23 protein-coding genes are annotated in these 22,156 nt (G+C 38.3%); 15 read left to right on the plus strand and 8 right to left on the minus strand.

Annotated features, from left to right (window positions below):
• Positions 1 to 10 precede the first annotated feature (10 nt).
• From NIZ91_09625 to NIZ91_09645, 5 genes are all read right to left on the minus strand, one after another.
• Positions 11 to 1,072, minus strand: a complete 1,062-nt coding sequence (locus NIZ91_09625; GenBank protein ID USY56883.1) for a phosphotransferase — start codon at positions 1,070 to 1,072, stop codon at positions 11 to 13.
• A gap of 3 nt (positions 1,073 to 1,075) precedes the next feature.
• Positions 1,076 to 2,254 carry a carbamoyl-phosphate synthase gene (locus tag NIZ91_09630; protein ID USY56884.1) on the minus strand — a complete coding sequence of 393 codons (1,179 nt, stop codon included), beginning with the start codon at positions 2,252 to 2,254 and terminating at the stop codon, positions 1,076 to 1,078.
• Complete coding sequence (locus NIZ91_09635; GenBank protein USY56885.1) at positions 2,251 to 3,579, minus strand: glycosyltransferase family 4 protein; 1,329 nt, start codon at positions 3,577 to 3,579, stop codon at positions 2,251 to 2,253. The genes NIZ91_09630 and NIZ91_09635 overlap by 4 nt, the downstream gene beginning before the upstream one ends.
• Entirely contained in the window at positions 3,576 to 4,232 is a 657-nt protein-coding gene (locus NIZ91_09640) for a PIG-L family deacetylase (GenBank protein USY56886.1), read from the minus strand. The genes NIZ91_09635 and NIZ91_09640 overlap by 4 nt, the downstream gene beginning before the upstream one ends.
• 123 nt (positions 4,233 to 4,355) lie before the next feature.
• On the minus strand, positions 4,356 to 4,910 hold the full coding sequence (locus NIZ91_09645; GenBank protein USY56887.1) for a kinase: 555 nt from the start codon (positions 4,908 to 4,910) through the stop codon (positions 4,356 to 4,358).
• 164 nt (positions 4,911 to 5,074) lie between these two features.
• Between NIZ91_09645 and NIZ91_09650 the strand changes: the two genes are divergently transcribed.
• Positions 5,075 to 5,404, plus strand: a complete 330-nt coding sequence (locus NIZ91_09650; GenBank protein ID USY56888.1) for a GRAM domain-containing protein — start codon at positions 5,075 to 5,077, stop codon at positions 5,402 to 5,404.
• A gap of 17 nt (positions 5,405 to 5,421) precedes the next feature.
• Here NIZ91_09650 and NIZ91_09655 read toward each other — a convergent pair whose 3' ends face one another.
• Positions 5,422 to 6,450: an LLM class flavin-dependent oxidoreductase gene (locus NIZ91_09655; GenBank protein USY56889.1), complete on the minus strand. Its 1,029-nt coding sequence runs from the start codon at positions 6,448 to 6,450 to the stop codon at positions 5,422 to 5,424.
• Positions 6,451 to 6,804: 354 nt separating this feature from the next.
• Here NIZ91_09655 and NIZ91_09660 point away from each other — a divergent pair, with 354 nt between their 5' ends.
• The 6 genes from NIZ91_09660 (at position 6,805) to NIZ91_09685 (ending at position 12,989) form a co-directional block, all read left to right on the plus strand.
• Complete coding sequence (locus NIZ91_09660; protein ID USY56890.1) at positions 6,805 to 7,620, plus strand: creatininase family protein; 816 nt, start codon at positions 6,805 to 6,807, stop codon at positions 7,618 to 7,620.
• A gap of 85 nt (positions 7,621 to 7,705) precedes the next feature.
• Positions 7,706 to 8,452, plus strand: coding sequence for an ABC transporter ATP-binding protein (locus tag NIZ91_09665; GenBank protein ID USY57138.1), 747 nt, complete (start codon positions 7,706 to 7,708; stop codon positions 8,450 to 8,452).
• A gap of 3 nt (positions 8,453 to 8,455) precedes the next feature.
• Positions 8,456 to 9,802 carry an FAD-binding oxidoreductase gene (locus tag NIZ91_09670; GenBank protein ID USY56891.1) on the plus strand — a complete coding sequence of 449 codons (1,347 nt, stop codon included), beginning with the start codon at positions 8,456 to 8,458 and terminating at the stop codon, positions 9,800 to 9,802.
• A gap of 10 nt (positions 9,803 to 9,812) precedes the next feature.
• Positions 9,813 to 10,661, plus strand: coding sequence for an ABC transporter permease (locus tag NIZ91_09675; protein USY56892.1), 849 nt, complete (start codon positions 9,813 to 9,815; stop codon positions 10,659 to 10,661).
• A 17-nt stretch (positions 10,662 to 10,678) separates the two neighbouring features.
• Positions 10,679 to 11,680 (plus strand): ABC transporter substrate-binding protein, encoded by a 1,002-nt coding sequence (locus tag NIZ91_09680; GenBank protein ID USY56893.1) that lies wholly within the window; start codon positions 10,679 to 10,681, stop codon positions 11,678 to 11,680.
• A 64-nt stretch (positions 11,681 to 11,744) separates the two neighbouring features.
• Positions 11,745 to 12,989, plus strand: a complete 1,245-nt coding sequence (locus NIZ91_09685) for an amidohydrolase family protein (protein USY56894.1) — start codon at positions 11,745 to 11,747, stop codon at positions 12,987 to 12,989.
• Between the two features lie 46 nt (positions 12,990 to 13,035).
• On the opposite strand, the gene NIZ91_09690 is transcribed toward NIZ91_09685, so the two are convergent.
• Both NIZ91_09690 and NIZ91_09695 read right to left on the minus strand, forming a co-directional pair.
• Positions 13,036 to 14,214: an NAD(P)/FAD-dependent oxidoreductase gene (locus NIZ91_09690; protein ID USY56895.1), complete on the minus strand. Its 1,179-nt coding sequence runs from the start codon at positions 14,212 to 14,214 to the stop codon at positions 13,036 to 13,038.
• Positions 14,215 to 14,260: 46 nt separating this feature from the next.
• Complete coding sequence (locus tag NIZ91_09695; protein ID USY56896.1) at positions 14,261 to 14,695, minus strand: DUF1641 domain-containing protein; 435 nt, start codon at positions 14,693 to 14,695, stop codon at positions 14,261 to 14,263.
• Between the two features lie 283 nt (positions 14,696 to 14,978).
• On the opposite strand from NIZ91_09695, the gene NIZ91_09700 reads away from it, so the two are divergent.
• The 8 genes from NIZ91_09700 (at position 14,979) to NIZ91_09735 (ending at position 22,155) form a co-directional block, all read left to right on the plus strand.
• Positions 14,979 to 15,377, plus strand: coding sequence for a hypothetical protein (locus NIZ91_09700; protein USY56897.1), 399 nt, complete (start codon positions 14,979 to 14,981; stop codon positions 15,375 to 15,377).
• Positions 15,377 to 16,648, plus strand: a complete 1,272-nt coding sequence (locus NIZ91_09705; GenBank protein USY56898.1) for an ammonium transporter — start codon at positions 15,377 to 15,379, stop codon at positions 16,646 to 16,648. The genes NIZ91_09700 and NIZ91_09705 overlap by 1 nt, the downstream gene beginning before the upstream one ends.
• Positions 16,649 to 16,929: 281 nt before the next feature.
• Positions 16,930 to 17,127: an IDEAL domain-containing protein gene (locus tag NIZ91_09710; protein ID USY56899.1), complete on the plus strand. Its 198-nt coding sequence runs from the start codon at positions 16,930 to 16,932 to the stop codon at positions 17,125 to 17,127.
• Positions 17,128 to 17,235: 108 nt separating this feature from the next.
• Positions 17,236 to 18,270: a M42 family metallopeptidase gene (locus tag NIZ91_09715; GenBank protein ID USY56900.1), complete on the plus strand. Its 1,035-nt coding sequence runs from the start codon at positions 17,236 to 17,238 to the stop codon at positions 18,268 to 18,270.
• A 154-nt stretch (positions 18,271 to 18,424) separates the two neighbouring features.
• Complete coding sequence (locus NIZ91_09720) at positions 18,425 to 18,583, plus strand: hypothetical protein (protein ID USY56901.1); 159 nt, start codon at positions 18,425 to 18,427, stop codon at positions 18,581 to 18,583.
• A gap of 174 nt (positions 18,584 to 18,757) precedes the next feature.
• Positions 18,758 to 20,140: a cobyrinate a,c-diamide synthase gene (locus NIZ91_09725; GenBank protein ID USY56902.1), complete on the plus strand. Its 1,383-nt coding sequence runs from the start codon at positions 18,758 to 18,760 to the stop codon at positions 20,138 to 20,140.
• Entirely contained in the window at positions 20,137 to 20,883 is a 747-nt protein-coding gene (cobA, locus tag NIZ91_09730; protein ID USY56903.1) for a uroporphyrinogen-III C-methyltransferase, read from the plus strand. The genes NIZ91_09725 and cobA overlap by 4 nt, the downstream gene beginning before the upstream one ends.
• A 144-nt stretch (positions 20,884 to 21,027) precedes the next feature.
• Positions 21,028 to 22,155, plus strand: a complete 1,128-nt coding sequence (locus NIZ91_09735; protein ID USY56904.1) for an ATP-binding protein — start codon at positions 21,028 to 21,030, stop codon at positions 22,153 to 22,155.
• Position 22,156: the final 1 nt, after the last annotated feature.

Below are 22,156 nucleotides of genomic sequence, written 5' to 3' on the forward strand. Positions count from 1 at the left end.
TGTTCGCTTGCTATTTATAAATTCCAAGGTCTTTACCCCAAGTTTCAAGTTTATGAAGGTGATAAGGTAATAGTTCACCACCTCGATTTTCAAAAATTCTTCTCAGCTGTGTTTGTAGTCCCTTTTCAAGCGTTCGTTGCAAATATGCCATTTTATAAAGGTGGGTGGGATTTTCTTCAAAGGAAATACCGTGTTTTTTCATCTCTTGAAGATAGGTTTTAATACACTCTGTTCGAATAGAATTGCCGTCTTTTTGCCAGTCTTTTCGAAAAGCAATTAACAACTCAACTAATACAATCAAATCTAGCCAAGAAGGAGCATATTTTGCAGACTCCCAGTCGATAAATTGAATTGGCCAAGGGCCGTTTTTTGCCGTATCATGGCTACAGATATTCTGCATGTGTAAATCGCCATGTGTTAATGAAGAACCGCTTTGTAATAACTCAGGGAAAAAGTCTGGGCCCTTTTCGTATATTTTAAATAACGAATTTTTATGAGGTGCAAGAACGGATTTTAACTCTCGATTCTTTGAGGACTCTTGAAGAAAATTTACCGTGTTAGCAATGGCTTTTGAGCGTTCTTTTCGCATGGTAGCTGAATCATATATAGGTAACCACGAACTCCATTCATTTACTTGTTCATTAAAGTGACTATCAAACGTCTGGGCATGCAGTTTTGCTACTGATGGAATAATGGACTGAAAATGCTTTGGTGTGAATACCAATTGACCGCGAATTTGGTGAACAAACTCCATAAATATCCATGTTTCTTCTTTGTATTCTTCTACTAAGTAGATAGTTGGGAAAAAGGACTTTAACGTTGAATAACCTTTTGTGTACATATTGATTTCAATATCGTTTTTATAATTAGCCTTACTGTACGTTTTAAAGATAAGAGGAAACGAATCATACTTTGTATGCACAATCAGTTTATAGATACTACTTCGAGTTGTAGATTTTAAGCATTTCAAGTCAGTAGAATCGATTTTAACTTTTTTTCCAATCGAAGCTGATAACTTTTCTTCTATTTTTAAGCGGTGAAACGTAGAATATAATTCTTTTGGTTGATACATTTCTTATTTCTCCTTTCGCTTGTTTTTCCATGCGTTGACTAAATGTGAATAAGCGCTTCGAACAAAGGGCATCGGATCTCGTAAGTTGAACAATGCCCATTCTTTTTCACCTTTAAAACCTGATAGAAAATCTCGTAACGTCATGCCTTCATGCTTTCGCTTTGTAAGGTAGGTTAAGTAATAGCGTACGAGGTAAATCCATTTCACTCCGTCTTTTTGAACGAGGTGAGGAAGAGGCTTTTGCCCCGTCATAGATAAATAATAGAGGTAAACAAAGTCAATACCGGCTGCGCCTGTTAAGCTATGTGTTAGCCAAAAACGGGGGTTTATTTCGATAAATTTATAAATACCATCTCTTGGATCTTTTTTAAACTCAGCCATCGCAATCCCTTTTAAATGAATATCTTTAAAGAACGGGATACAAATATCAAATAGTTCTGGAATCGTTTTACTTACAATATGTGCGCCTGTTCCAAACTGAGCAGGAAACTGATGATTTTTTTGGAGAGAAAACTTCGCCAGCAAGTTCATGTTTTCATCAAAAAAAGTGGCTACCTTATAAAAACAGCTGTTATCACCTGGAATAATCTCTTGGACAATTAGCTCTCCAGCTTGTTGATAGGTAGGGTATTCTGCTTGCAGCTGTTCAGGAGTTTGAATTAAGATTGCTTTTTTGTTAATAATCTTCCGAAATTCATGACCGAGTACAGGTTTTAAAATACATGGAAATTCCAGCGTATCTATGGCTGTCTTCATATCATCCGCATTTTTAATGATTAAAGTTTGAGGACAAGGGATGTTATGTTTTAAGGCAAGGTCATAGGCCAACTGTTTATCTAGCACTTGCTCAATTACATCATGGTCAGGGAATAGAAATAAAAAGTAGTTGGAAAGCTCCTCTCGGTGTTTGGAAATAAACATGACATAATCATCAGCACCCGTATACAAGACTGGTTTATATTCTTGTTCCTTAGCAAGCGTAATAAGAACATCGAGCAGGGCTTTCTCTTCGGTAAGAGGACTCGGACAAGGGTTACAAGCAGCTAACTTTGTTTTTCCAATCCGATAAGGTTTTTCTGTATCAAAAGCATATATTTGAATGTTGCGTTCCGCTAACCTTTTAATAATTCCTAATCCATTTGCGCTAAGATCGAGTACTACGGCAGCGTGTTTGTGGTTCATATCTTTTCACCTACCTTAAAAGCAGCAAGCCCTTGAACATAAAGGTTGTTTATAAAAGAGACCATTTTTTCGTTTGTTAATTTTGCTTTTGCGAAATGCTTTGCATTAGTAGCCATCCGCTCCCGTGCTTTTTTATTAGTAATGAAAAACGAGAGTGCTCGAGCTAACGTTTCAGTATCTCCTGGTTCGATAATAATTCCGGTTTTATTGTGTTTAACAATCTCTGGGATGCCTCCACATTCCGTTGAAATAATTGCCGTTTCAGCATGCATCGCTTCAATGATAGATAAAGGTAAGCTATCGTTCAACGTGGCGAGAACAAAAATATCGGTTTCATGTAAGATTTCTGGAACGTCGGTTCGAGTTCCAAGGAAATGAACCATATCTAAATTTAGTTGTTCTTTTTGTTCTTCTAACTCTTCGCGCATTTCCCCATCACCTACAATAAGAACTTCTACATTATCTAGCTGATGATTAATTGTAGACAGGGCCTTTAATAAATCTTTATGCCCTTTTCGGGGACCCAGTCTAGCAATTGATGCAATAGTAATTTTTTGATCTTTTTCTTTACGCTTTTTAGCGTACATCTTATTTTTAATTCCGGTGTACACGGTTGTCATATGCTCTTGTTTAGCACCAATACTTTCAAGGGGTGAGCGAAACCCATCATGTAAAATGATGATATGGCTTGCAAACGAAACAGCTTGCTGCTCCATGCGTAGATAATACGCTTCTTCAACCGAGCCTTTATCAAAAATATTGAACTTTAAGCGGTTAAAAGTATACATGCCATGAGGGGTATAAAAGAGAGGCTTTTGAAGAGATTTGTTGAAGTTCCCTAAAATATTGGCGGTGAATAAATCTTGAGCATGAAGGATGTCATATCTTTCTAAATCTACAGTCTTTAACATTTGTTCATAGATATAAAGTAAGCGGTGATTTTTTAAAATAAGATTGTTTACTTCACCATAACGAGTTGAAAAAAAGCCTTCGAGTTCTGGAACAATTTCATTGCGCATTTCTTCTTTTTTAAAAGATGGAAACTTGCGGGGAGAAATGACATCCACATAATGACCTTGACTACGTAAAGTAGCGCTTAGTTCTGAGATATAATTCGATAGCCCGCCTGTATGGGGATAATCCCAAAACGTTGTGATTAAAATTGACAGCCTGCGCTTTTGGGAGTCTTGTTTTGCTGTGAGTTTTAGTTTTTTGCTAGGTTGAATTGAACTGTATTTTTGAACATCACTCTTATTATTAACCCCATAAAATGTATCCAACGTATCAATTATATATGGATATGGGATGTTGCCACTGTGTTTCACAACCAAACCCTCCTTATAATTTCAAACGCTTCAGCATATGGAACACCAACGGTCATTCCACGAACTTTGGCTAATGCTTTGACACCTTCATATGATCTTGGGTGCGGAAAATCACGCATTTCCACGTCATATTCTTTTAGCGCTTCCACTTTTAAATCCATTGTATCAGTAACATTTACAAAATAATTTGGTTTAAATACTTGATCGTGTGTATACGTATTCCATTCGGTAGAAGATACTGTTTCAAATGTAATTAGCTCGATTGGTTTTTTGTTAGGAAGCGGACGAGTTGCGGTTAAAACTGCTTCAAATGTAATACGGTGATCGATGTTCATATCGCCATGATGATGAGTGAAAATTTTGCTCGGATTATATTTTGTTATTAATGCTTCGATTTCTTTTGTTAACTTGTGACGAGGCATCATTTCTAACTCTAAATTTTTATGACCTAGAAAAATAACTTCTTCTATGCCAAGCTTTTGGTTAGCTAGACGGCCAAATGCTTGAATGTGATGAGCTTCTTCTTTACGCCCTAACGCTGTAACAACAGATACGACTGTATACCCTTGATCAATCAAGCGTTTGATAGTTCCTGCAGAGCCTAAAAGTTCATCATCAGGGTGGGCTCCGATAACTAATATATAATCTTTCATTCCGATGTCACTCCTTATAGCCTTCTGTCTATATTACAATCAATATATGCGTAGCCTTTGCTGAAAAGAAACTGGCATTCGCGGAAAAAGAGCAAATAATTTCATAAGAAGTTCAGCATGAGCTTATTGATAGCGAACCCATTCTTTGTATAGATCGGGACGTAGAGTTTGAACGCGTCGAAGGAATAAAGGTAGTGCTCCAAGTTTTCTTAAACCTTGGAATAGCTTCGTTGGAATAGATTTTGTAGAAGTTAACGATCGCTTTAAATCAATCACTTTTAGCTCTGTTGCATCTGTAATTAAAATATGACGAACCTCTGCATCCCATCTAGTAAATCCAATCGCTTTCATTTCATCAAAGAGTAGTAAAATCCTTTCAACTAAAGCAGAGGGAAGGCGATTATATTCTTTGATGTATTTTGAAAGAGATATAGCATGAATATATTCCATAACGGTGTAGTTGTGTCCGCTCTCGTATAGAACAGGAACGATAGATGATACCTGTCCTAGCTCTAAAGCCTTCAGTTCTTGCTGTTGAGTTGTTTCATCATAGTATACTTTAATACATTTATCTTGAGATAACCGATACACTTTTCCATCTTTTCCGCTTCCAACAACAGGATAATCTGCTAAGCTGCTAAAGGCAATGCGGCGGTTTGTTTTCTTATGTGGACTCATATTTTGTACTCCTCCTTTCATTTCATATGTTTTCAACTAATTATCTCTTAATAGTCTATGAGACATCTTATTGAGGTGGAACTGTTAAATTCTGTGCGATTTACTTAAAAATATGAGATGATAATAACAAGTACTATGTGTTAAGAAAGGGCGATGAGTGAAATATGTCTAAGCAGCCATATATTAGAGTAGGTTTGGCAAATCTAATGAAAGGACTAGAAGGTGTAGGAGGTAAACTGTATCTAACTTCAACTGAGCTTACACATAAGTCACATGCAGTTAATGTTCAACGAGGTACTGTAACATTGAACTTAGCAGATATTGAAACGGTAGAGAGAGTCCGTAACAAATTATTGGGAGTGCCTTTATTAAAAAATGGTCTAAAAATAACAACAAACGAAGGAGAAGAGCTTCAGTTTGTTGTGAACAAAGCCGACCAATGGATAGAAGATATTAAACAAGCGTTAAATAAAGAAAAGCCGAACGTTATGTGACAACGTTCGGCTTTTCTTTATTTACTATTCATGACTTCAGAAACAATTTCATATGAGCGTAGTCGAGCTTTGTGATCGTATATTTGTGCGTTGATCATCAATTCATCAGCATTTGTTTCAGCGATAAACCCTTCCAGCTTTCTCTTTACAGTCTCTGGTCCGCCGATAATCGATGAACCTAGCTGTTGCTGGAGAGTTGCCTTTTCAAATTCACTCCAAATCTCGTCCATGTTATCAACGGGTGCTTTCAGTTTTCCCGGTTTGTTGCGGATTAAGTTTAAGAACTGCTGTTGAAGAGACGTAGCTAATCGTTCCGCTTCTTTATCTGTATCTGCTGCAATTACATTAACACCTAACATTGCATAGGGTTTATCCAATACGTCAGATGCTTGGAAGTAGCGGCGGTACATTTGAAGCGCGCCAAGCGTATTGTTTGGTGAAAAGTGGCTTGCAAACGAAAACGGTAAGCCAAGCTGAGCCGCTAACTGCGCACTAAATCCACTTGAACCAAGTAGCCAAATTGGTACTTTAAGGCCTTCTCCAGGAACAGCCCTTACTGGTAGCGGATGCTCATCCGACGGAACAGCAAGATATGCTCTCAGTTCATCTAATAGATCAGGGAAATCTTGACCGTCACTCATGCGTCCTCTTCTTAAAGCTTGGGCAGTCAATTGGTCCGTACCTGGTGCGCGACCTAACCCCAAGTCAATTCGTCCTGGAAAAAGAGATTCTAATGTTCCAAAGTGTTCCGCAATAACAAGTGGTGAGTGATTGGGTAACATAATGCCGCCTGAGCCCACTCGAATAGTAGATGTACCAGCAGCCACATGTCCAATTACGACAGAAGTAGCAGAACTTGCGATTCCTGACATATTATGATGCTCTGCTAACCAGTAGCGGTTGTAGCCCCATTTTTCGACGTGCTGTGCTAGATCAAGCGTATTTCTAAGTGCGTCTGCTACCGTGCTACCTTCTACAACAGGTGACAAATCAAGCACTGAAATTGGAATGTTTTTTTGGTTGTTTGGATGTTGGTCCATTGACATATGCTCATCCTCTTTTCGTAATCATAATTTAATTATTCGATAATCATCGAACTATCTACAGGTTCCATTGTAACAAGAATGTGAAAGAGAGAAAAATAAAATGCCTGTGTCTAAACAGAGAAAAAATAATTCGACTATTCAATTATAGTGTGTTAGGTTCTCTTACAAAAATAACAAAAAGAATAAAATATTTGGTGATTATAGCTAATGTGAAATTTTAAAATTATCATTTATGTTAATGATTCTTGAAATTCAATGTAATAAAATAAACTTATTACACAAAAAGTTACATCTTATTACATCGTATGTTAAAAATTCAGAAAATAAAAAAATTTCCGAAGAGGTGAAAGCGTCATGAACAAACGGTATAGCGGTTCCGCATTTGAAGAGAATTTCTTACCAAGATTATCAAGTGTAGATATTGAGCAACTCTCTAAAGAGGATGCACTAGTCATTTTACCAATCGGTGCAGTTGAGCAACATGGTCCACATCTTCCTGTTTATACCGATACGTTAATTGCAGAAGGACTTTTAGAAGAAGCGTTACTTCAGCTTCAGCACGAAAATATTTGGGTTCTTCCAGCCATTCCTTATGGTAAAAGCAACGAGCATCTAGGTCTATCAGGAACAATGAGCTTATCAGCTTCTACATTACAAGCAGTTGTAATGGATTTAGCTATCAGCGTCCGTAAAAGTGGCTTTAAAAAGCTTTTGCTTTTCAACACACACGGTGGAAATCATGACCTGCTTAATATGATGGCAAGAGAAATACGCATAGAGACTGGATTGATGGTATTTCGGTTGAATCCTGGATCTGAAGAAGTCAATCACTTAATTTCACAACAAGAGCAGCGCTTTGGAATACATGGAGGTGAAGTGGAAACATCATTAATAATGGAGTTGAAGGGGGATTGGGTGCAATTCGATAAAAGTCCAACAGAGTTTGTTAATTTGTCCAATAACCATCATTTACATTTGAAAGGAAATAGTTACTTTGCTTGGGTAATGAACGATATTTCAAACACGGGTATAGCTGGAGATGCCAAACAGGCAACGAAGGAAAAAGGGAAAATGATAAAAGAACTCATCGTTGGTGAGCTTGTTAAAACGTTAAAAGAAATGAAGCATTTTTCATTAGGTGATTTAAAGAAAGACTATGTAAATAAATGAAGCGAGGTGGTCAGATATCGTGAGCATTCAGCAGGTGAATCAAGTAAATGAGATAAACCACGAGAGTAGTCCAACAATTGTACAAATGAATCGTGTGAATAAAATGTATGCAAACGGTAAAGTCGCTGTTAAAGATGTTAATTTGGTGATTCAACAAGGAGAATTCGTTTCATTTGTCGGCCCCTCAGGTTGCGGAAAATCAACTATTTTCAAAATGATTTCAGGACTGATTGATCAAACAAGTGGTCACGTTGACATTCTTGGAAAGACACCTCGAGACGCTCAAAAAGAAAGTACCGATGTGGCGTTTGTATTTCAAGATGCTACGTTACTACCATGGAGGTCAGTTATTGATAACGTAATGCTTCCTTTAGAGTTTCGTAATATAGCTCATTCTGAAAAGAAGGAACGCGCTTATAAAGTACTAGAAATGGTAGGGCTGAAAGAGTACATAAAAGCGCTACCTCGAGAATTATCAGGTGGAATGAAAATGCGTGTTTCTATTGCCAGAGCATTAATTGCAAAGCCAAAGCTTTTGTTGATGGACGAGCCGTTTGGTGCCCTTGATGAAATTACAAGGCAAAATTTACAAAGTGAGCTATTACGAATTTGGGAAAACGAAAAGATGACGGTACTTTTTATTACACACAATGTATTTGAAGCCGTGTATTTATCGACCAAAATTGCCGTAATGACGCCTAGCCCAGGTAAAATTGAGTCAATGGTAGAAGTGAATCTACCCTTCCCTCGTGAAGCAGAAATTCGGACAGATCCACAGTTTAGTAGTATCGTTGCTAACGTATCTCACGATTTGAAATTTAAAATGAGGTGAATTATGGTGTGGTTACAAGAATTCATAAATGAGTTTGGAACTGATGCTGTTATTGTAAATGAGACCTTAAGAGAAAAGTTATCAAAAGACTACTATTGGTATTCTCCAGTACTGTATGAGCAGCTTAAAAATAAAATTGCTGATTGTGCAATTGCGCCTACATCAATTCATGAACTACAGCGTATCGTTTCGTTTGCCGTTAAAAATAAAGTACCTATTACACCAAGAGGAGCGGGAACAGGAAACTACGGTCAAGCAATTCCATTACAAGGTGGAATCGTTATTGACTTAACAAAACTTGACCGCATTGATATGAAAGGAGATCGCTTAGTTTCCGTGCAGGCCGGTGTGCGCTTAGGTGTATTGGAAAAAACGCTGCGTCAAAACAATCGGGAGCTTCGTATTTTTCCCAGCACTTATATGAAGGCAACAGTAGGTGGATTCTTATGCGGAGGTTCCGGTGGAATCGGATCGATTCGCTGGGGGAATTTATGGGACGATAATGTAAGTAGCGTTACTGTGATGACCGTTGAGGAAACGCCCCGGCTGTTAACTATTTCAGGTGATGATATGCAGCAGTACATCCACAATTATGGCACAACCGGTCTTGTCGTTGAAGCGAAGCTGCCGGTAGAACCAAAGGTGTCATGGTCCCAGCATATCGTTTTCTTTCATGATTTTCGTGAAGCTATTAAGTTTAGCGATGAATTAGCTCATAGTGAAGAAATCCCTAAGCGTTTGGTTTCCGTTTGTGAATGGCCAATTCCATCTCACTTTCATCCCTTGAAGAAAGTATTACGGGAAGGTCAGTCAATTGTCATGCTTGAAATTGAAGAAAAATCAGTTCATCTATTAGATTGTTTGGCAGATAAATATGATGGAGACATAGGGTACACAATTCCTGCTGAAAACTATCAAAAAGGACTAAAGCTTTCTGATTTTACATGGAATCATGCGACACTATGGGCTCATAAGCATGGAGACAATTTAACCTATTTGCAAGCTCGCTTTCAAACTGATCGAATATTTGAACAGATGGCAGACCTTCGAAGTAAATTTGGTGATGAAATTCAGTTTCATTTTGAATACATTAAAATTCAAGGGGAAATTGTACCCGCTTCGCTACCGGTGGTGAAATATAAGTCAAAAGAGAGGTTGTATGAGATTATCCAGTTCTGTAGAGCGATCGAAGTAGAAATTAATGATCCGCACACATATATACTTGGGTTTGGTGGATACAACATGAGAATGAAAGAGTTATTAAAACGAAAAGAGCTAAACGACCCTTATAACTTATTGAATCCTGGTAAGTTGCCGACGGCTAAAGAAGTCCAAGAATTTCAGTTATAGGAGGGAAAACATGGAACATTCCCATCAGGAGTTAAATCGAGTCCAAGATGTACACGTTACCTACAAGAAAAATACATGGCCAATACTAAATACGTATCTTCCGCCTGTTATCGTATTTATGCTGTTTATGCTATTTTGGCAGTTTGGCACCCAACTGCTTCAAATTCCACCTTATTTATTACCAAAACCAATGGATATTGTAGAAGCTGCCGTAATGAACTGGAGTAATCTAAGTAGTGCTGTTATTCGAACGATTACAGAGTCGATGCTCGGGTTTATGTTTAGCGTAATAGGCGGAGTAATTGGAGCACTATTAATGTCTAGCTCTAAGCTTTTAGAACGCAGCTTATATCCATATGCCATTTTATTACAGACTATTCCTATTGTGGCTATTGCACCGATCATCGTGATTTGGTTTGGTTCAGGTATGAATGCTATTGTAATCATTGCGTTTACAATTGGCTTTTTCCCTATGCTATCCAACACGCTCATTGGCTTAAATGCAACGGATCGTGGCATGATTAATTTGTTAAAGCTTTACCAAGCGTCACCTTGGCAAATTATGTGGAAAGTGCGAATTCCAGCTGCTCTTCCTTATATCATGGCAGGATTAAAAATTTCCTGTACCTTAGCAGTGGTAGGAGCTATCGTAGGAGAATACATAGCCGGTATTGGTGGGGGTGACGGGGGTTTAGGCTATGCTATTACGGTAGCTTCGTCCCGGATGGAAACGGCTTACCTATTCGCTTGTGGTATTTCTGCCTCTATTTTAGGTGTTGGCTTTTTCTTATTGGTCAATCTATTTTCTAAGCTTTTATTAGGTTCATGGCATGAGTCAGAAATGAAGAGAGAGAATTAATTGTCTAAAAGGGGGAAATGGGTGTGAAACAAGGGGTTTTTAAAAAGATCGGCTTAATTGGTGCTGTATCACTGTCGTTATTGGTAGCAGGATGTGGAAGTGAAGAGACGTCTGGGAGTGATAATACGGAGAAAAAACTAGAAAACGCAACCCTTATTACAAACTGGTTTGCACAGCCCGAGCATGGCGGCAATTACGCGGCGTTAAAAAAAGGGTTTTATAAAGAAGAAGGTCTTGACATGAAAATTGAACCGGGAGGACCTCAAATTTCATCAACTCAAGTCGTTGCTTCTGGAAAGGCTGAATTTGGCTATACGCAAGCGGAAGATATTTTAATTGCAAGAGATAAAGGAATACCTCTTGTTGCGATTGGAGCAATTTTTCAAAAAAGCCCGCAGGTATTAATTACCCATAAAGGAACGGTAGGAGATTTTAAAGAGCTGAACGAAAAGACAGTGTATACAGCACCAGGGAGTGGTTATTGGGAATATATTAAAAAAGCCTATAACTTAGATAGGGTAAAAGATCGTGCGTATACGGGCTCATTAGCAACCTTTATTGAGGATGAAAATGCGGTCACACAAGGGTACGTGACGTCAGAGCCGTTTTCTCTTGAACAAGAAGGGGTAGAAAATGACTATTTATTCATTCATGATGCAGGATTTGAAACGTATGCAAACGTAATTTTCACAACTGAAAAGATGATTAAAGAAAAACCTGAAGTGGTTCAATCATTTATGAATGCTACGGTAAAAGGCTGGGAGTATTACCGAGAAAGTTCAGATGAAATCAATCCGTTCCTTCAAGAGAGAAATCCAGACTTGAAGATAGAAGCGATGGAATACGGTGCAAAAGCACAAGAAGAATTAATTTTTGGAGGAGATGCTGTTGAAAAAGGCTTCGGTTATATGTCATCGGAGCGCTGGGATAAACTTCAAATGCAGCTTCTGGATTTAGGGATTATTAAAAATAAAGAAGCTACCAAGGGAATTTTTACAACAGCATTTTTAAAGAAATAAACCGTAAGTGTAGAGAAAAAGAGAAGAGTAGATCTTCTCTTTTTTAGTAGAAAGGAAGATGCTGATGTATGATATGGTCATTAAAAATGCACGATTGTTACACGAAGCGGAAGTTGTAAATATAGGAGTGTCGAATGGAAGTTTTGTGCATATTACAAAAGGTCTAGTAGATGGAAAGAAAGTGATAGATGTCAAAGGGGGGATAGCTATTCCTCCTTTCGTAGAGTTACATACTCATTTTGATACCGCTTTGACTGCGGGTTGGCCAAACTTTAATCAAACGGGTACACTACAAGAAGGAATTTCAATATGGAATAAACGAAAAAAAAGTCTTACCATGAAGGACGTGAACGAGAGGGCTGAACAAGCATTAAAGATGTACATCAAACATGGTGTGTTAAGTGTTCGAGCAGCAGTGGACATATCTGATGATGATTTAACGGCTTTAAAAGCTATTCTGCAATTAAAAAAAGGGTATGATCAAATTATCGATTTGCAAATTATTGCTTTTCCTCAAGATGGATTGAGGAAGTGTTTTGAAAATCAGGAACGAATGCAAAAAGCGCTTGAAATTGGAGCTGACGCAGTAAGTGCTGTGCCGCATTTAGAACGTAGTCGAGAAGAAGGGGTGCGTTCTTTGGAATACTGCTTTCGCCTCGCCAAAGAGTATGGAAGCTATATTCATATTTTTTGTGACGAAGTAGACGAAGTAAGCTCAACATTTGTACAAGAAGTAGCGAATTTAACGATTGAAAATGGGTTTGAAGGTAGGGTTGCAGTCAGTCACGTAAATGCGCTGGCCTATTATGAAAGTAAATATGCTGAATCAGTAATGGAAGCTATAAAAAAAGCGCGTTTAACCGTTGTTAGCTGTCCTCTTATTAACAGTTCGATGCTAGGAAGAAATGATGCATATCCTAAAGCGACGGGAATTACAAGGGTGAAAGAATTGGATGCTAAAAATATTAATATTTGTATTGCTCATGACGACATTCAGACTCCTTTTTATCCCTTCGGAGACGGAAACATGCTAAAAGCCGCTTTTATGGGAGCGCACTTAGCTCATATGACAGGAGAAGAGCAAATGAAAAGAGTGTTATCCATGATTACAGAACGACCGGCGGCTGCTTTTGGGAAAGGCAAAGCGTATGGAATTCAACAAGAAAGCGAAGCTGATTTTTTACTTTTTGAGGAGCGAACGATTCGTGAGCTTATGCTCAATCAGTCGGTGCCTAGATATGTAATTAAGAGAGGGGAAGTTATAGCCGAAACGATTCCAGCTTATACAAAGTGGGGGTGTTCTTTGTAACTCACGTGAAAAAAGCCAACGCAAACATGCGTTGGCTTTTCTTTTATTAATAAGCTAGAGCAAATAAACCTTTAATGTGTGATAAGTAACGAACATTACTTGCTTCTTTCATTAGAGAAGCTGGTAAACCTTTTAATTGCGTTTTATTTCCGCCGATTGTACCAATCGCATCTTTACGGCCAAGACTTCCTAACGTACCAGAGAATACTGGAGAGAACCCGTGCATTGCGCCACCTTTAATAGCTACTGCTAAGTTTACACCAATAACTTCTCCCATTTGCCAAGCTAGCTGTGCAGTTGGTGGGTAAGGACGTCCTTCAGGTCCCATTACAACCGCGCTGTCACCAGCTACGAAAATGTCTTCGTGAGAAGTAGATTGTAAGAATTCGTTTACAAGAGCACGGCCACGGTTTACTTCGATACCAGAGTTAGCAACTACTGAATTACCTTGAACTCCGCCAGTCCATACCATTGTTTTTGTTTCAATTTTGCTACCGTCTTTAAGCTCAACTGTTGTAGCATCCATTTTTGTAACAGGAGTTCCTGTTACAAACGTTACGCCACGTTTCTCTAAGCTTGTTTGAGCGCGCTCTACTAGCTCAGTTGGGAAGCCAGGAAGAACAGTTGGAGCAGCTTCTACACAGTATAGAGAAACATCTTTTGGATCAATACCGTGTTTTAGACAAAGGCTTGGCATAAGGTCAGCATATTCACCTACAAGCTCGATACCTGTTAAACCGCCGCCGCCGACAACGATTGTTCCGTCAGCTTTGTTTTTTGTTTTGCTAAATTCAACAATGCGCTCTTCTACGTGTGCACGTAGGCGATTTGCATCGTTTACTGATTTCAATACAAAGCTGTTTTCTTCTAGTCCTGGGATACCGAAGTAAGCAGTTTCGCTACCTAATGCAGTTACTAAGTAATCGTAGCTTAATTTTGTTCCGTCTTCTAATGCTACTTCACGTTGGTCTGGTGAAATTTCTTTTACAGTAGCAATCTTTAATTCTACATCTTTACCTTTTAGTAACTTTTCTAATGGAAGAGCTACTGCTTGTTCAGATAGTCCACCTACTGCTAAACGGTGCAGTTCAGTAATGATTTGGTGAGTAGAAAAACGGTTTACTACTGTAATTTTTGCTTCAGATGCACTTAAGTGTTGACGAGCTGTTAGGGCTGTTAATAGACCACCATAGCCGCCACCTAGAATTAGAATATGTTTTGACATAGTAGATCGATCCTCCGTTCGTGCTTTATAAAATGATAAGTTTTTATTATTTTTGTTTTTCGCCTGTTACTTCTAAGTAAGCTTGCGCAAAGCGGAATAGCTTTTGAACTTGTGGATCTTTGAGCATGCGTAATAAACCAAATAAACCGATAGTTGTTGATTGGTTAGCTTCCGCACGATCATTTGCTTCGATTGCTGAAGCAGCAAGATCTTTTACTTTTCCTTCAACTGGTTCGATAAATTCTTTAGCACCAGCAAGTAAATCTTCTTTTAACACGTTATCTGTTAATAGAGATTGTGTTAAGTCGTACGTTTTTGTTAATACAGTTACCATTTCAGCTAACTTTGGTAAGTTGTCAACAAGTACTGTTAGTGATTCTTGAACTTCTGGCTTTAGCAATTGGTCAAGTACATCTGATTGAGTTGCACCTTTAGCTTGAACCGCTTCTTCAGCCGGCTTTTGAATAGTTGATTGAGACATAAGAACGTCCTCCTTTGCTGTATATTGTTGCATATGTAGACACTTTAGCTGCTAGACTTCTAGTTTTGTTGTGAAGTCCTGCACATTTATCTATTGTAAATTTATTGCCTTATAAAAGCAACCAGTTTGTTGGAAAAAACTAAGAAAGAGTCGAACGATGCATTTATTGAAAATAAACTCTATTTATTCAGAAAATAAGAATAAATTTTGTTTTTTAGATTGACGGTTTCATCAATTCTCACATATAATCTAAAACATAACATTTAATGTGAGGAGATATGACATGAGGGTTGTGAGTGAACTATATCAAACAGTTATATTTGAAGTTAATCGTGAAAAATTAATAGATCAGTTAACGAAATTAAAAGAAAGTCATGAAGAGCAGATTGTCGTTATTAAAGACAAAATTGAGAAATATGAGCAGAAAAAAAGAGCCCAAGAAACGTGGTATCAATCGCTTTCTCCATTTCGTAAAATTTTTACTGGAAGACCTTTAAGTCACCATGAAGCTGTTGAGTATATGGTCCATGTAAAGGACAGGTTTCGTAAAATTGAGCAGTTTAAAGGGAAGATCCGTGAAGTCGAACGTGTAATTGAGCTGCTAACACAAGAAGTTGACATCGAAGAAGTCGTTTTAACATCAACGATTGTAGAAGGCTTATCACGAATGGAGGAAAGATAATGGGAATCGAAGAACTTAGCTTAGGTGTCAATACGACGTGGGTAGTACTAACGGCTGCTATGATTCTATTAATGGAAGGAGGATTTGCATTATTAGAAGCTGGATTTGTTCGGTATAAAAATAACGTTAATATTATTATGAAGGTATTTGCTGACATTACAATCGGAACGCTTTGCTTTTATATTATTGGGTTTGGACTTATGTATGGAGCTGATTTAGGTGGTATTGTTGGTACAAATGGTTTTGCGTTAACAGGTGATTTATCGCACTTAGATATTCCTATTGGTTTGGAAACGTTCTGGCTGTTTCAATGTGCATTTGTTATTGCCGTAATTTCTATTGTGTCTGGAGCCGTGGCGGAACGAATTAATTTCCGCGCGTATTTATTATATGCAATGTTAATGACAGCCGTTATTTATCCGATTGCAGGTCACTGGATCTGGGGTGGGGGCTGGATTGCATTACTTGGAGTGCAAGATTTTGCAGGGTCAGCTGTTATTCATGCGTTGGGTGGTTTTTCAGCTCTTGCTGCTGCCATGGCTATTGGGCCTCGTACAGGAAAGTTTACAGCTAACGGAGTGAGCTCAATTGCCTTACCCAGTAATTTGCCGTTAGCATCTGTTGGCGCGTTTTTGCTTTGGTTTGGTTGGTTTGGTTTTAACGCAGGGAGTACGTTAAGTGCAACTGATGTAAGAATTGGTCACATTGCGCTTGTTACCATGCTATCAGCTGCATCAGGTGGTGCTGCAACTTTATTCTACACGCTTTTTAGACATAATCGTTCAGATGCTCCATCCGTTATTAATGGATCGCTTGCTGGATTAGTGGGAATTACAGCCGGATGTGCATTTGTAAGTACACCTTCAGCTATATTTATTGGTGCAGTTTCGGGGCTGTTGATGATGGCTGCAACAAATTGGTTAGAGACAAGACGAATTGATGATCCTGTTGGCGCATTTCCAGTTCATGCTGCGGCTGGGGCATGGGGAACTGTTGCTGTAGGGTTGTTTGCTACAGATGGAGGTTTATTCTTCGGGGGGGGCTTCGAGCTATTAGGAATTCAGCTAATTGGCTTAGTAGCACTTTCAGCTTGGGGCTTTTTAGCAACATGGTTTGGTTTGAAAGCAATCGGGCTAGTTGTACCGCTTCGTTCCACTGAGGAAGAAGAAGAAGTGGGATTGGATATTAGTTATCACGGTATTATGGCGGCTAATCAGTCTCATGAGTTTATTCAGTATCATAATCAATATGAGCAAACCGAACAGAAATAAAGATGGGACATAAGCATCTCAGCAAACTAGGTATCCGAACGATTGCTAACCTGCAATCGTTCGGATATTTTTTGTTGATTTCCAAGTGCTGTTTAGCAATGAGCATACTGGAATAAATGTGTTTCTGCAGCTTTAAGCGGCTTTTTTCTAAGAAAACATCATCTTGTTATGTCTAAGCTCTAGTTGTATGGAGTACGAAAAAAATATAGATTCCTACAAAGATGATTGAAAAGTCAGAAAATTTATGTTATAGTATAAAAAAGACAAGGAGTTGATTTCTTATGAAGAAAAATTTGCTGAATTCGTCGCCGAAATCGAATGTGAAAGTGTTAGATTCCCTAATTGCCGAAATGTTCTTAGATAAAGTGATTGCAAACTTTCAAAAAGCTAAATTAAAAAAAGAAATCGACCAGTCATTAGAAAAGAAAAACAAAGAAGATTTCTTAAAGTTAACCAATCAGCTAAAGAGTATTTCCTAATAGATAGCAAAAGCTGCGTTCTTTGACTAAGAAGAACGCAGCTTTTGTGTTTTAGAATATTTAAAATATGATACACTAGAAGCAAATCAAAGGAAAGAAGTGGATAGTATGTCTGAAACCCTACAATTAATTAAACATTTGGTTTCAATTCCAAGTCCGTCTGGAAATACAGCTCGTGTAATCTCATACGTAGAAGATTTTTTAAATGCGATTCAAGTAGAATCAACGCGTACATATAAAGGTGGTCTCCTTGTAACGCTAAAGGGAAAAAATGATAATAAGCATCGTTTTTTGACCGCTCACGTCGATACCTTAGGAGCTATGGTAAAAGAAATTAAACCAAATGGAAGGTTAAAGTTAGATTTAATTGGAGGTTTTCGCTACAACAGTATTGAAGGTGAATATTGTGAAGTTGAAACATCCAGTGGAGAAGTTTACACTGGTACAATCTTAATGCATCAAACCTCTGTGCATGTGTACAAAGACGCTGGAACTGCGGAGAGAAATCAAGCGAACATGGAAGTCCGCTTGGATGAAAAAGTGTCTACTAAAGAAGAAGTGGAAAAGCTAGGGATTGAAGTAGGAGATTTTGTAAGTTTCGATCCTCGCGTAACCATTACTAAAAGCGGATTTATCAAATCTCGTCACTTAGATGACAAAGCAAGCGTTGCGATTTTGTTACAATTAATTAAACAAATCAATGAAGAGAATATAGTGCTTCCTTATACGACTCATTTTTTAATCTCAAACAACGAAGAAATTGGGTACGGTGGAAATTCCAATATCTCACCCAAAACTGTTGAATATTTAGCTGTTGATATGGGCGCGATGGGAGACGGGCAATCTACCGATGAATATACTGTATCCATTTGTGCGAAGGATTCAAGTGGTCCTTATCATTACGGGTTACGAAAACATTTAGTAGAGTTGGCTAAAGCGTATGCTGTTCCCTACCAAGTTGATATTTATCCATTTTATGGGTCCGATGCTTCAGCAGCAATGCGCGCAGGGCATGATTTAATTCATGGTCTAATTGGTCCTGGAATTGATTCTTCTCACGCATTCGAGCGAACGCACCAAGATTCTTTAGAAGCAACAAGTCGTTTACTGTGGCAATATGTTCAATCTGAAATGGTTTATTGATATCGTAACAACCTGAATGAACAAAATGAACTTTTTAAATAAAATGTTTCTTCTGACTAGTTTTGTAGAAAGGGTTCCCAAATCGTTTAATTCTGTCCATAATAAGTGGTGTTAAAGCAATTGTTGAACTAACTTTTGATGGGGGGACTTAGAAGTGTGGATTATTACCGTATATGCGAAAGATGAGACGAGAATGTTCGAGTATGACACAGAAAACCAAGCACGAGAAGCTTTTTCAAAGTTAAATGGTTGCAAAGTCTTATCGGAAGTTGTTTATTTTAATGATGCTAGACTAAAGTTGTCAGCAGTATAAAGATAACAAAAGTAAAAAAGCTGCAGGTGTTTAGGTATTCTAAGCGCCTGCAGCTTTTTCTATTCTATTAAAAGGAGTTGAAAAATTCAGTAATATAGGCTACTATGTGAAGGATTATCACGATAGGTATAGTGGGATATTGCACATTACATAAGTAAGGAGAAGGGAGATTGCATGTCTAATCGAAGAATAGTCATTGCAGGAATTGAAAGTGGAGTAGGCAAAACAACTCTTACAATTGGTTTGATGGGAGCACTTCGCCACAAAGGTTATGTTGTACAAGGCTTTAAGTGCGGGCCAGACTATATAGATCCAACGTACCATACAGCTGTTACTGGCAGGATTTCAAGAAACATTGATAGCTGGATGCTTGAGGAAAAGATGATAGCAGCAATTATAAACCATGCAAGTGATGGAGCTGATATATCAGTTGTAGAAGGAGTAATGGGTTTTTATGATGGAAAAGCACCGACAAGTAATCATGGAAGCACTGCTGAGCTTAGTATTCTAACAAACAGCCCCGTTATTTTAGTCGTTGACTGTTCTGGAATGGCAAGAAGTGCAGCTGCAATTGTGAAAGGCTTTCAGCTTCTTTCAGAAGAAGTAAATATCGTAGGTGTTATTGCTAACCGAGTAGGCAGTCAAGGACATTTTCAACTAATTCAAGCAGCCGTTGAGCAAGAGTGTGGAATTCCCGTTGTTGGCTACTTGCCAAAATACGAACAGTTTTCCATGCCAGAGCGACATTTGGGTCTTATCCCATCAATAGAGCGTGGTGACTTGCAGCCCTTTTTTCATGAGCTAAGTGAAGCAATTTTAAAAACAATTGATGTAGAAAAAATTTATAAGCTTGCCAAGGCGCCAACCCTTAAAGGAGATACTACTATCTTTTCACGTCAAACACCTTTTAAAGTAAAAATCGCTGTGGCAAGAGATGCGGCTTTCAATTTTTATTATGAAGAAAATTTACAGTTATTAAAAGCAAAGGGTGCGGAACTTATTTATTTTTCACCTTTGCAAGGTGAAGTAGTTCCTAGTAATATAGATGGTCTTTATATTGGAGGGGGATTCCCGGAAGAGTTTGCAGAGGAGTTAGCGAGTAGAAACGAAGTGAAAGAGTCCATTAAGCAAGCAATTCATCGCGGAACACCGACGTTAGCAGAGTGCGGAGGGTTTATGTATTTAACCGAAGCAATCGTCACGACAGATCAAGAGAAGTTTGAAATGGTTGGCGTTATTCCTGGAGAGGCATATATGCAAACGCAGCTTGCTGCGCTTGGCTACAGAGAAATCGAAGGCGCTAAAGGCAACTTTTTATTAGAAGGCGGAGTAAAAGCGAAAGGGCATGAATTTCATTACTCAACGTTTCATTCAGCCGAAAAGTTTCCGCACGCTTATCGAACAACAAGCATGATAGGTGTAAAGGATGAAGGATACTTAAAAGAAAATCTTATTGCAGGCTATACGCATTTCCACTTTGGATCATCAGCGAAGCTTGTTGAAAACTGGATAAACAAATGCGAAAAATTTAAAAGAGAAAGAAGCGATTCAATATGACAGCTGGGAAAGTATTTCTTGTGGGAGCGGGGCCTGGAGACCCGAAATTAATTACAGTATATGGCGTTGAATGCATTCAACAATCAGATGTTATTCTATATGATCGATTGGCTAATGAAAAATTACTAGATTATGCAAAAGCTGATGCAGAGCTGATTTTTTGCGGGAAGTTACCGGGAAAACATGGGGTTATTCAAGATAAAATTCATAGTTTATTAGTAGAGCATGCGCTTGCTGGAAAAACAGTCACCCGTTTAAAAGGGGGAGATCCGTTTGTATTTGGACGCGGAGCAGAAGAAGCACAGTTTCTTGTTCAACATGGCATTCCTTTTGAAGTAGTACCTGGAATTACATCAGGAATTGCGGCACCTGCTTATGCTGGAATCCCTGTGACCCATCGCGATCATGCAACATCGTTTGCAATTGTAACAGGACACGGTCGAGAAGAAAAAGGACAGGACTTCCTAAATTGGCCCGCGCTTGCAACAGGTATTGATACGATTGCATTTTACATGGGAATTGGTAATCTGCCGTATATTTGTGAGCAGCTCATTAAGCATGGACGAAATCCGCATACGCAGGTAGCGCTTATTGAATGGGGAACAACAGAGAAGCAGCGAACGGTAACAGGAAAATTGGGAGATATTGTAACAATCGCACAAGAAGAGAAAGTGGCGCATCCTGCAATTGTCCTTGTAGGAGATGTAGTCGGAGTAAGGGAAGCTATTCGTTGGTTTGAATAACAAAATTAATCGAGTGGGCTACTATATCTAATGATATGTGATTTTTGAGAATTTTTCTAAAAAAAAGCGACTAAAGATGGTGTACCTGAAGTAGTAAAAACTTTATAATAAATGTAAAAGAATCCAAAGCTACGGGTGATTACAGTGAATAAAGTTGTCAATAAAGATGCGCTGACAGATATACTTCAAATAGCCATTAACCTCATTAAAAGTCGCACGGTTTTTATCGGCACGCTTGATGACGTGTTTTCAATTATGAAAATTGTAAATAGTGAAGGTGGAAGTTTACTCCATGAGGGATTAACGTTACCAATTGAGCTTTCAATTTGTAATTTGGTAACGTGTGAAGAGTCATTAGTTATTTCCGATACAAAGTGTGATGTTCGAACAAAGCATTTGCAGGCCATTTATGATGCAGATGTAGGTTCTTACTTAGGTGCACCAATTGTATTGGAGAATGGCAAACTCTTTGGAACTCTATGCGCAGTAGATCCGAATCCACAGACGTTTACAGAGCAAGAAGTTTCATCAATTAAGCGTTTAGCAAATGTACTAGGCACCATCATTTCTCAACAGCAGCAGGTCATTGTGCCAGAGTTTGAAGAGAAAATGCAGCACTTAGATAAGTTAGCGCTTGTAGGTCAACTTGCTGCTGGGTTAGCCCATGAAATTAGAAACCCTATGCAGTCAGTAAAAGGCTTTATTCAATTTCTATTTGAAGAACATAATGAAACGAGCAGTCATATTAAAGATCTTGTATTAACAGAATTAAATAGAATGAATGAGTTGATTAGCGACTTTTTACTAGTGACGCAGCCCACTGCGCCTAAAAAGTCACTAACGTCCATTACGGACGTTATGCAAGCAACGATTGGTGTTTTGCAAAGTGAAGCAAACCTACATAATATTTCTATTTGTTTGGAAACGGACGACCATGTGCCGAAGCTGTGGCTTGATGCTTCACAGATGAAGCAGGTGTTTTTAAACATCATAAAAAATGCTATTGAAGCGATTGGTCATAATGGGAAAATAGGGGTTTATGTTCAAAATAAAGGGGATATCATCTGTTTGTTTATAAAAGATAGTGGTCCTGGTATTCCTTTGTCGATTATTAATAAAATTGGAGATCCTTTTTTTTCAACGAAAGATGAAGGGGTAGGGTTAGGTCTTTCTATTTGTCAAAGTATTATTAAAGAGCATCAAGGTTTTATGAGTATTGCAAACGATTATGAAGGGACGGTTGTTAGTATTCAACTACCCGCTACAATATAAG

This window comes from Bacillus sp. 1780r2a1 (assembly GCA_024134725.1).
GTDB lineage: Bacteria > Bacillota > Bacilli > Bacillales > Bacillaceae_H > Priestia > Priestia aryabhattai_A.

Bases quoted from the DNA above. Each gene is read 5' to 3' on its own strand.
- NIZ91_09700 (USY56897.1), top strand. From the start codon at position 14,979: ATGAGGGTTGTGAGTGAACTATATCAAACAGTTATATTTGAAGTTAAT.
- cobA (USY56903.1), top strand. From the start codon at position 20,137: ATGACAGCTGGGAAAGTATTTCTTGTGGGAGCGGGGCCTGGAGACCCG.
- NIZ91_09660 (USY56890.1), top strand. From the start codon at position 6,805: ATGAACAAACGGTATAGCGGTTCCGCATTTGAAGAGAATTTCTTACCA.
- NIZ91_09670 (USY56891.1), top strand. From the start codon at position 8,456: ATGGTGTGGTTACAAGAATTCATAAATGAGTTTGGAACTGATGCTGTT.
- NIZ91_09690 (USY56895.1), bottom strand. From the start codon at position 14,214: ATGTCAAAACATATTCTAATTCTAGGTGGCGGCTATGGTGGTCTATTA.
- NIZ91_09685 (USY56894.1), top strand. From the start codon at position 11,745: ATGTATGATATGGTCATTAAAAATGCACGATTGTTACACGAAGCGGAA.
- NIZ91_09725 (USY56902.1), top strand. From the start codon at position 18,758: ATGTCTAATCGAAGAATAGTCATTGCAGGAATTGAAAGTGGAGTAGGC.
- NIZ91_09705 (USY56898.1), top strand. From the start codon at position 15,377: ATGGGAATCGAAGAACTTAGCTTAGGTGTCAATACGACGTGGGTAGTA.
- NIZ91_09640 (USY56886.1), bottom strand. From the start codon at position 4,232: ATGAAAGATTATATATTAGTTATCGGAGCCCACCCTGATGATGAACTT.
- NIZ91_09710 (USY56899.1), top strand. From the start codon at position 16,930: ATGAAGAAAAATTTGCTGAATTCGTCGCCGAAATCGAATGTGAAAGTG.
- NIZ91_09680 (USY56893.1), top strand. From the start codon at position 10,679: ATGGGTGTGAAACAAGGGGTTTTTAAAAAGATCGGCTTAATTGGTGCT.
- NIZ91_09655 (USY56889.1), bottom strand. From the start codon at position 6,450: ATGTCAATGGACCAACATCCAAACAACCAAAAAAACATTCCAATTTCA.
- NIZ91_09645 (USY56887.1), bottom strand. From the start codon at position 4,910: ATGAGTCCACATAAGAAAACAAACCGCCGCATTGCCTTTAGCAGCTTA.
- NIZ91_09650 (USY56888.1), top strand. From the start codon at position 5,075: ATGTCTAAGCAGCCATATATTAGAGTAGGTTTGGCAAATCTAATGAAA.
- NIZ91_09715 (USY56900.1), top strand. From the start codon at position 17,236: ATGTCTGAAACCCTACAATTAATTAAACATTTGGTTTCAATTCCAAGT.
- NIZ91_09625 (USY56883.1), bottom strand. From the start codon at position 1,072: ATGTATCAACCAAAAGAATTATATTCTACGTTTCACCGCTTAAAAATA.
- NIZ91_09695 (USY56896.1), bottom strand. From the start codon at position 14,695: ATGTCTCAATCAACTATTCAAAAGCCGGCTGAAGAAGCGGTTCAAGCT.
- NIZ91_09675 (USY56892.1), top strand. From the start codon at position 9,813: ATGGAACATTCCCATCAGGAGTTAAATCGAGTCCAAGATGTACACGTT.
- NIZ91_09630 (USY56884.1), bottom strand. From the start codon at position 2,254: ATGAACCACAAACACGCTGCCGTAGTACTCGATCTTAGCGCAAATGGA.
- NIZ91_09665 (USY57138.1), top strand. From the start codon at position 7,706: ATGAATCGTGTGAATAAAATGTATGCAAACGGTAAAGTCGCTGTTAAA.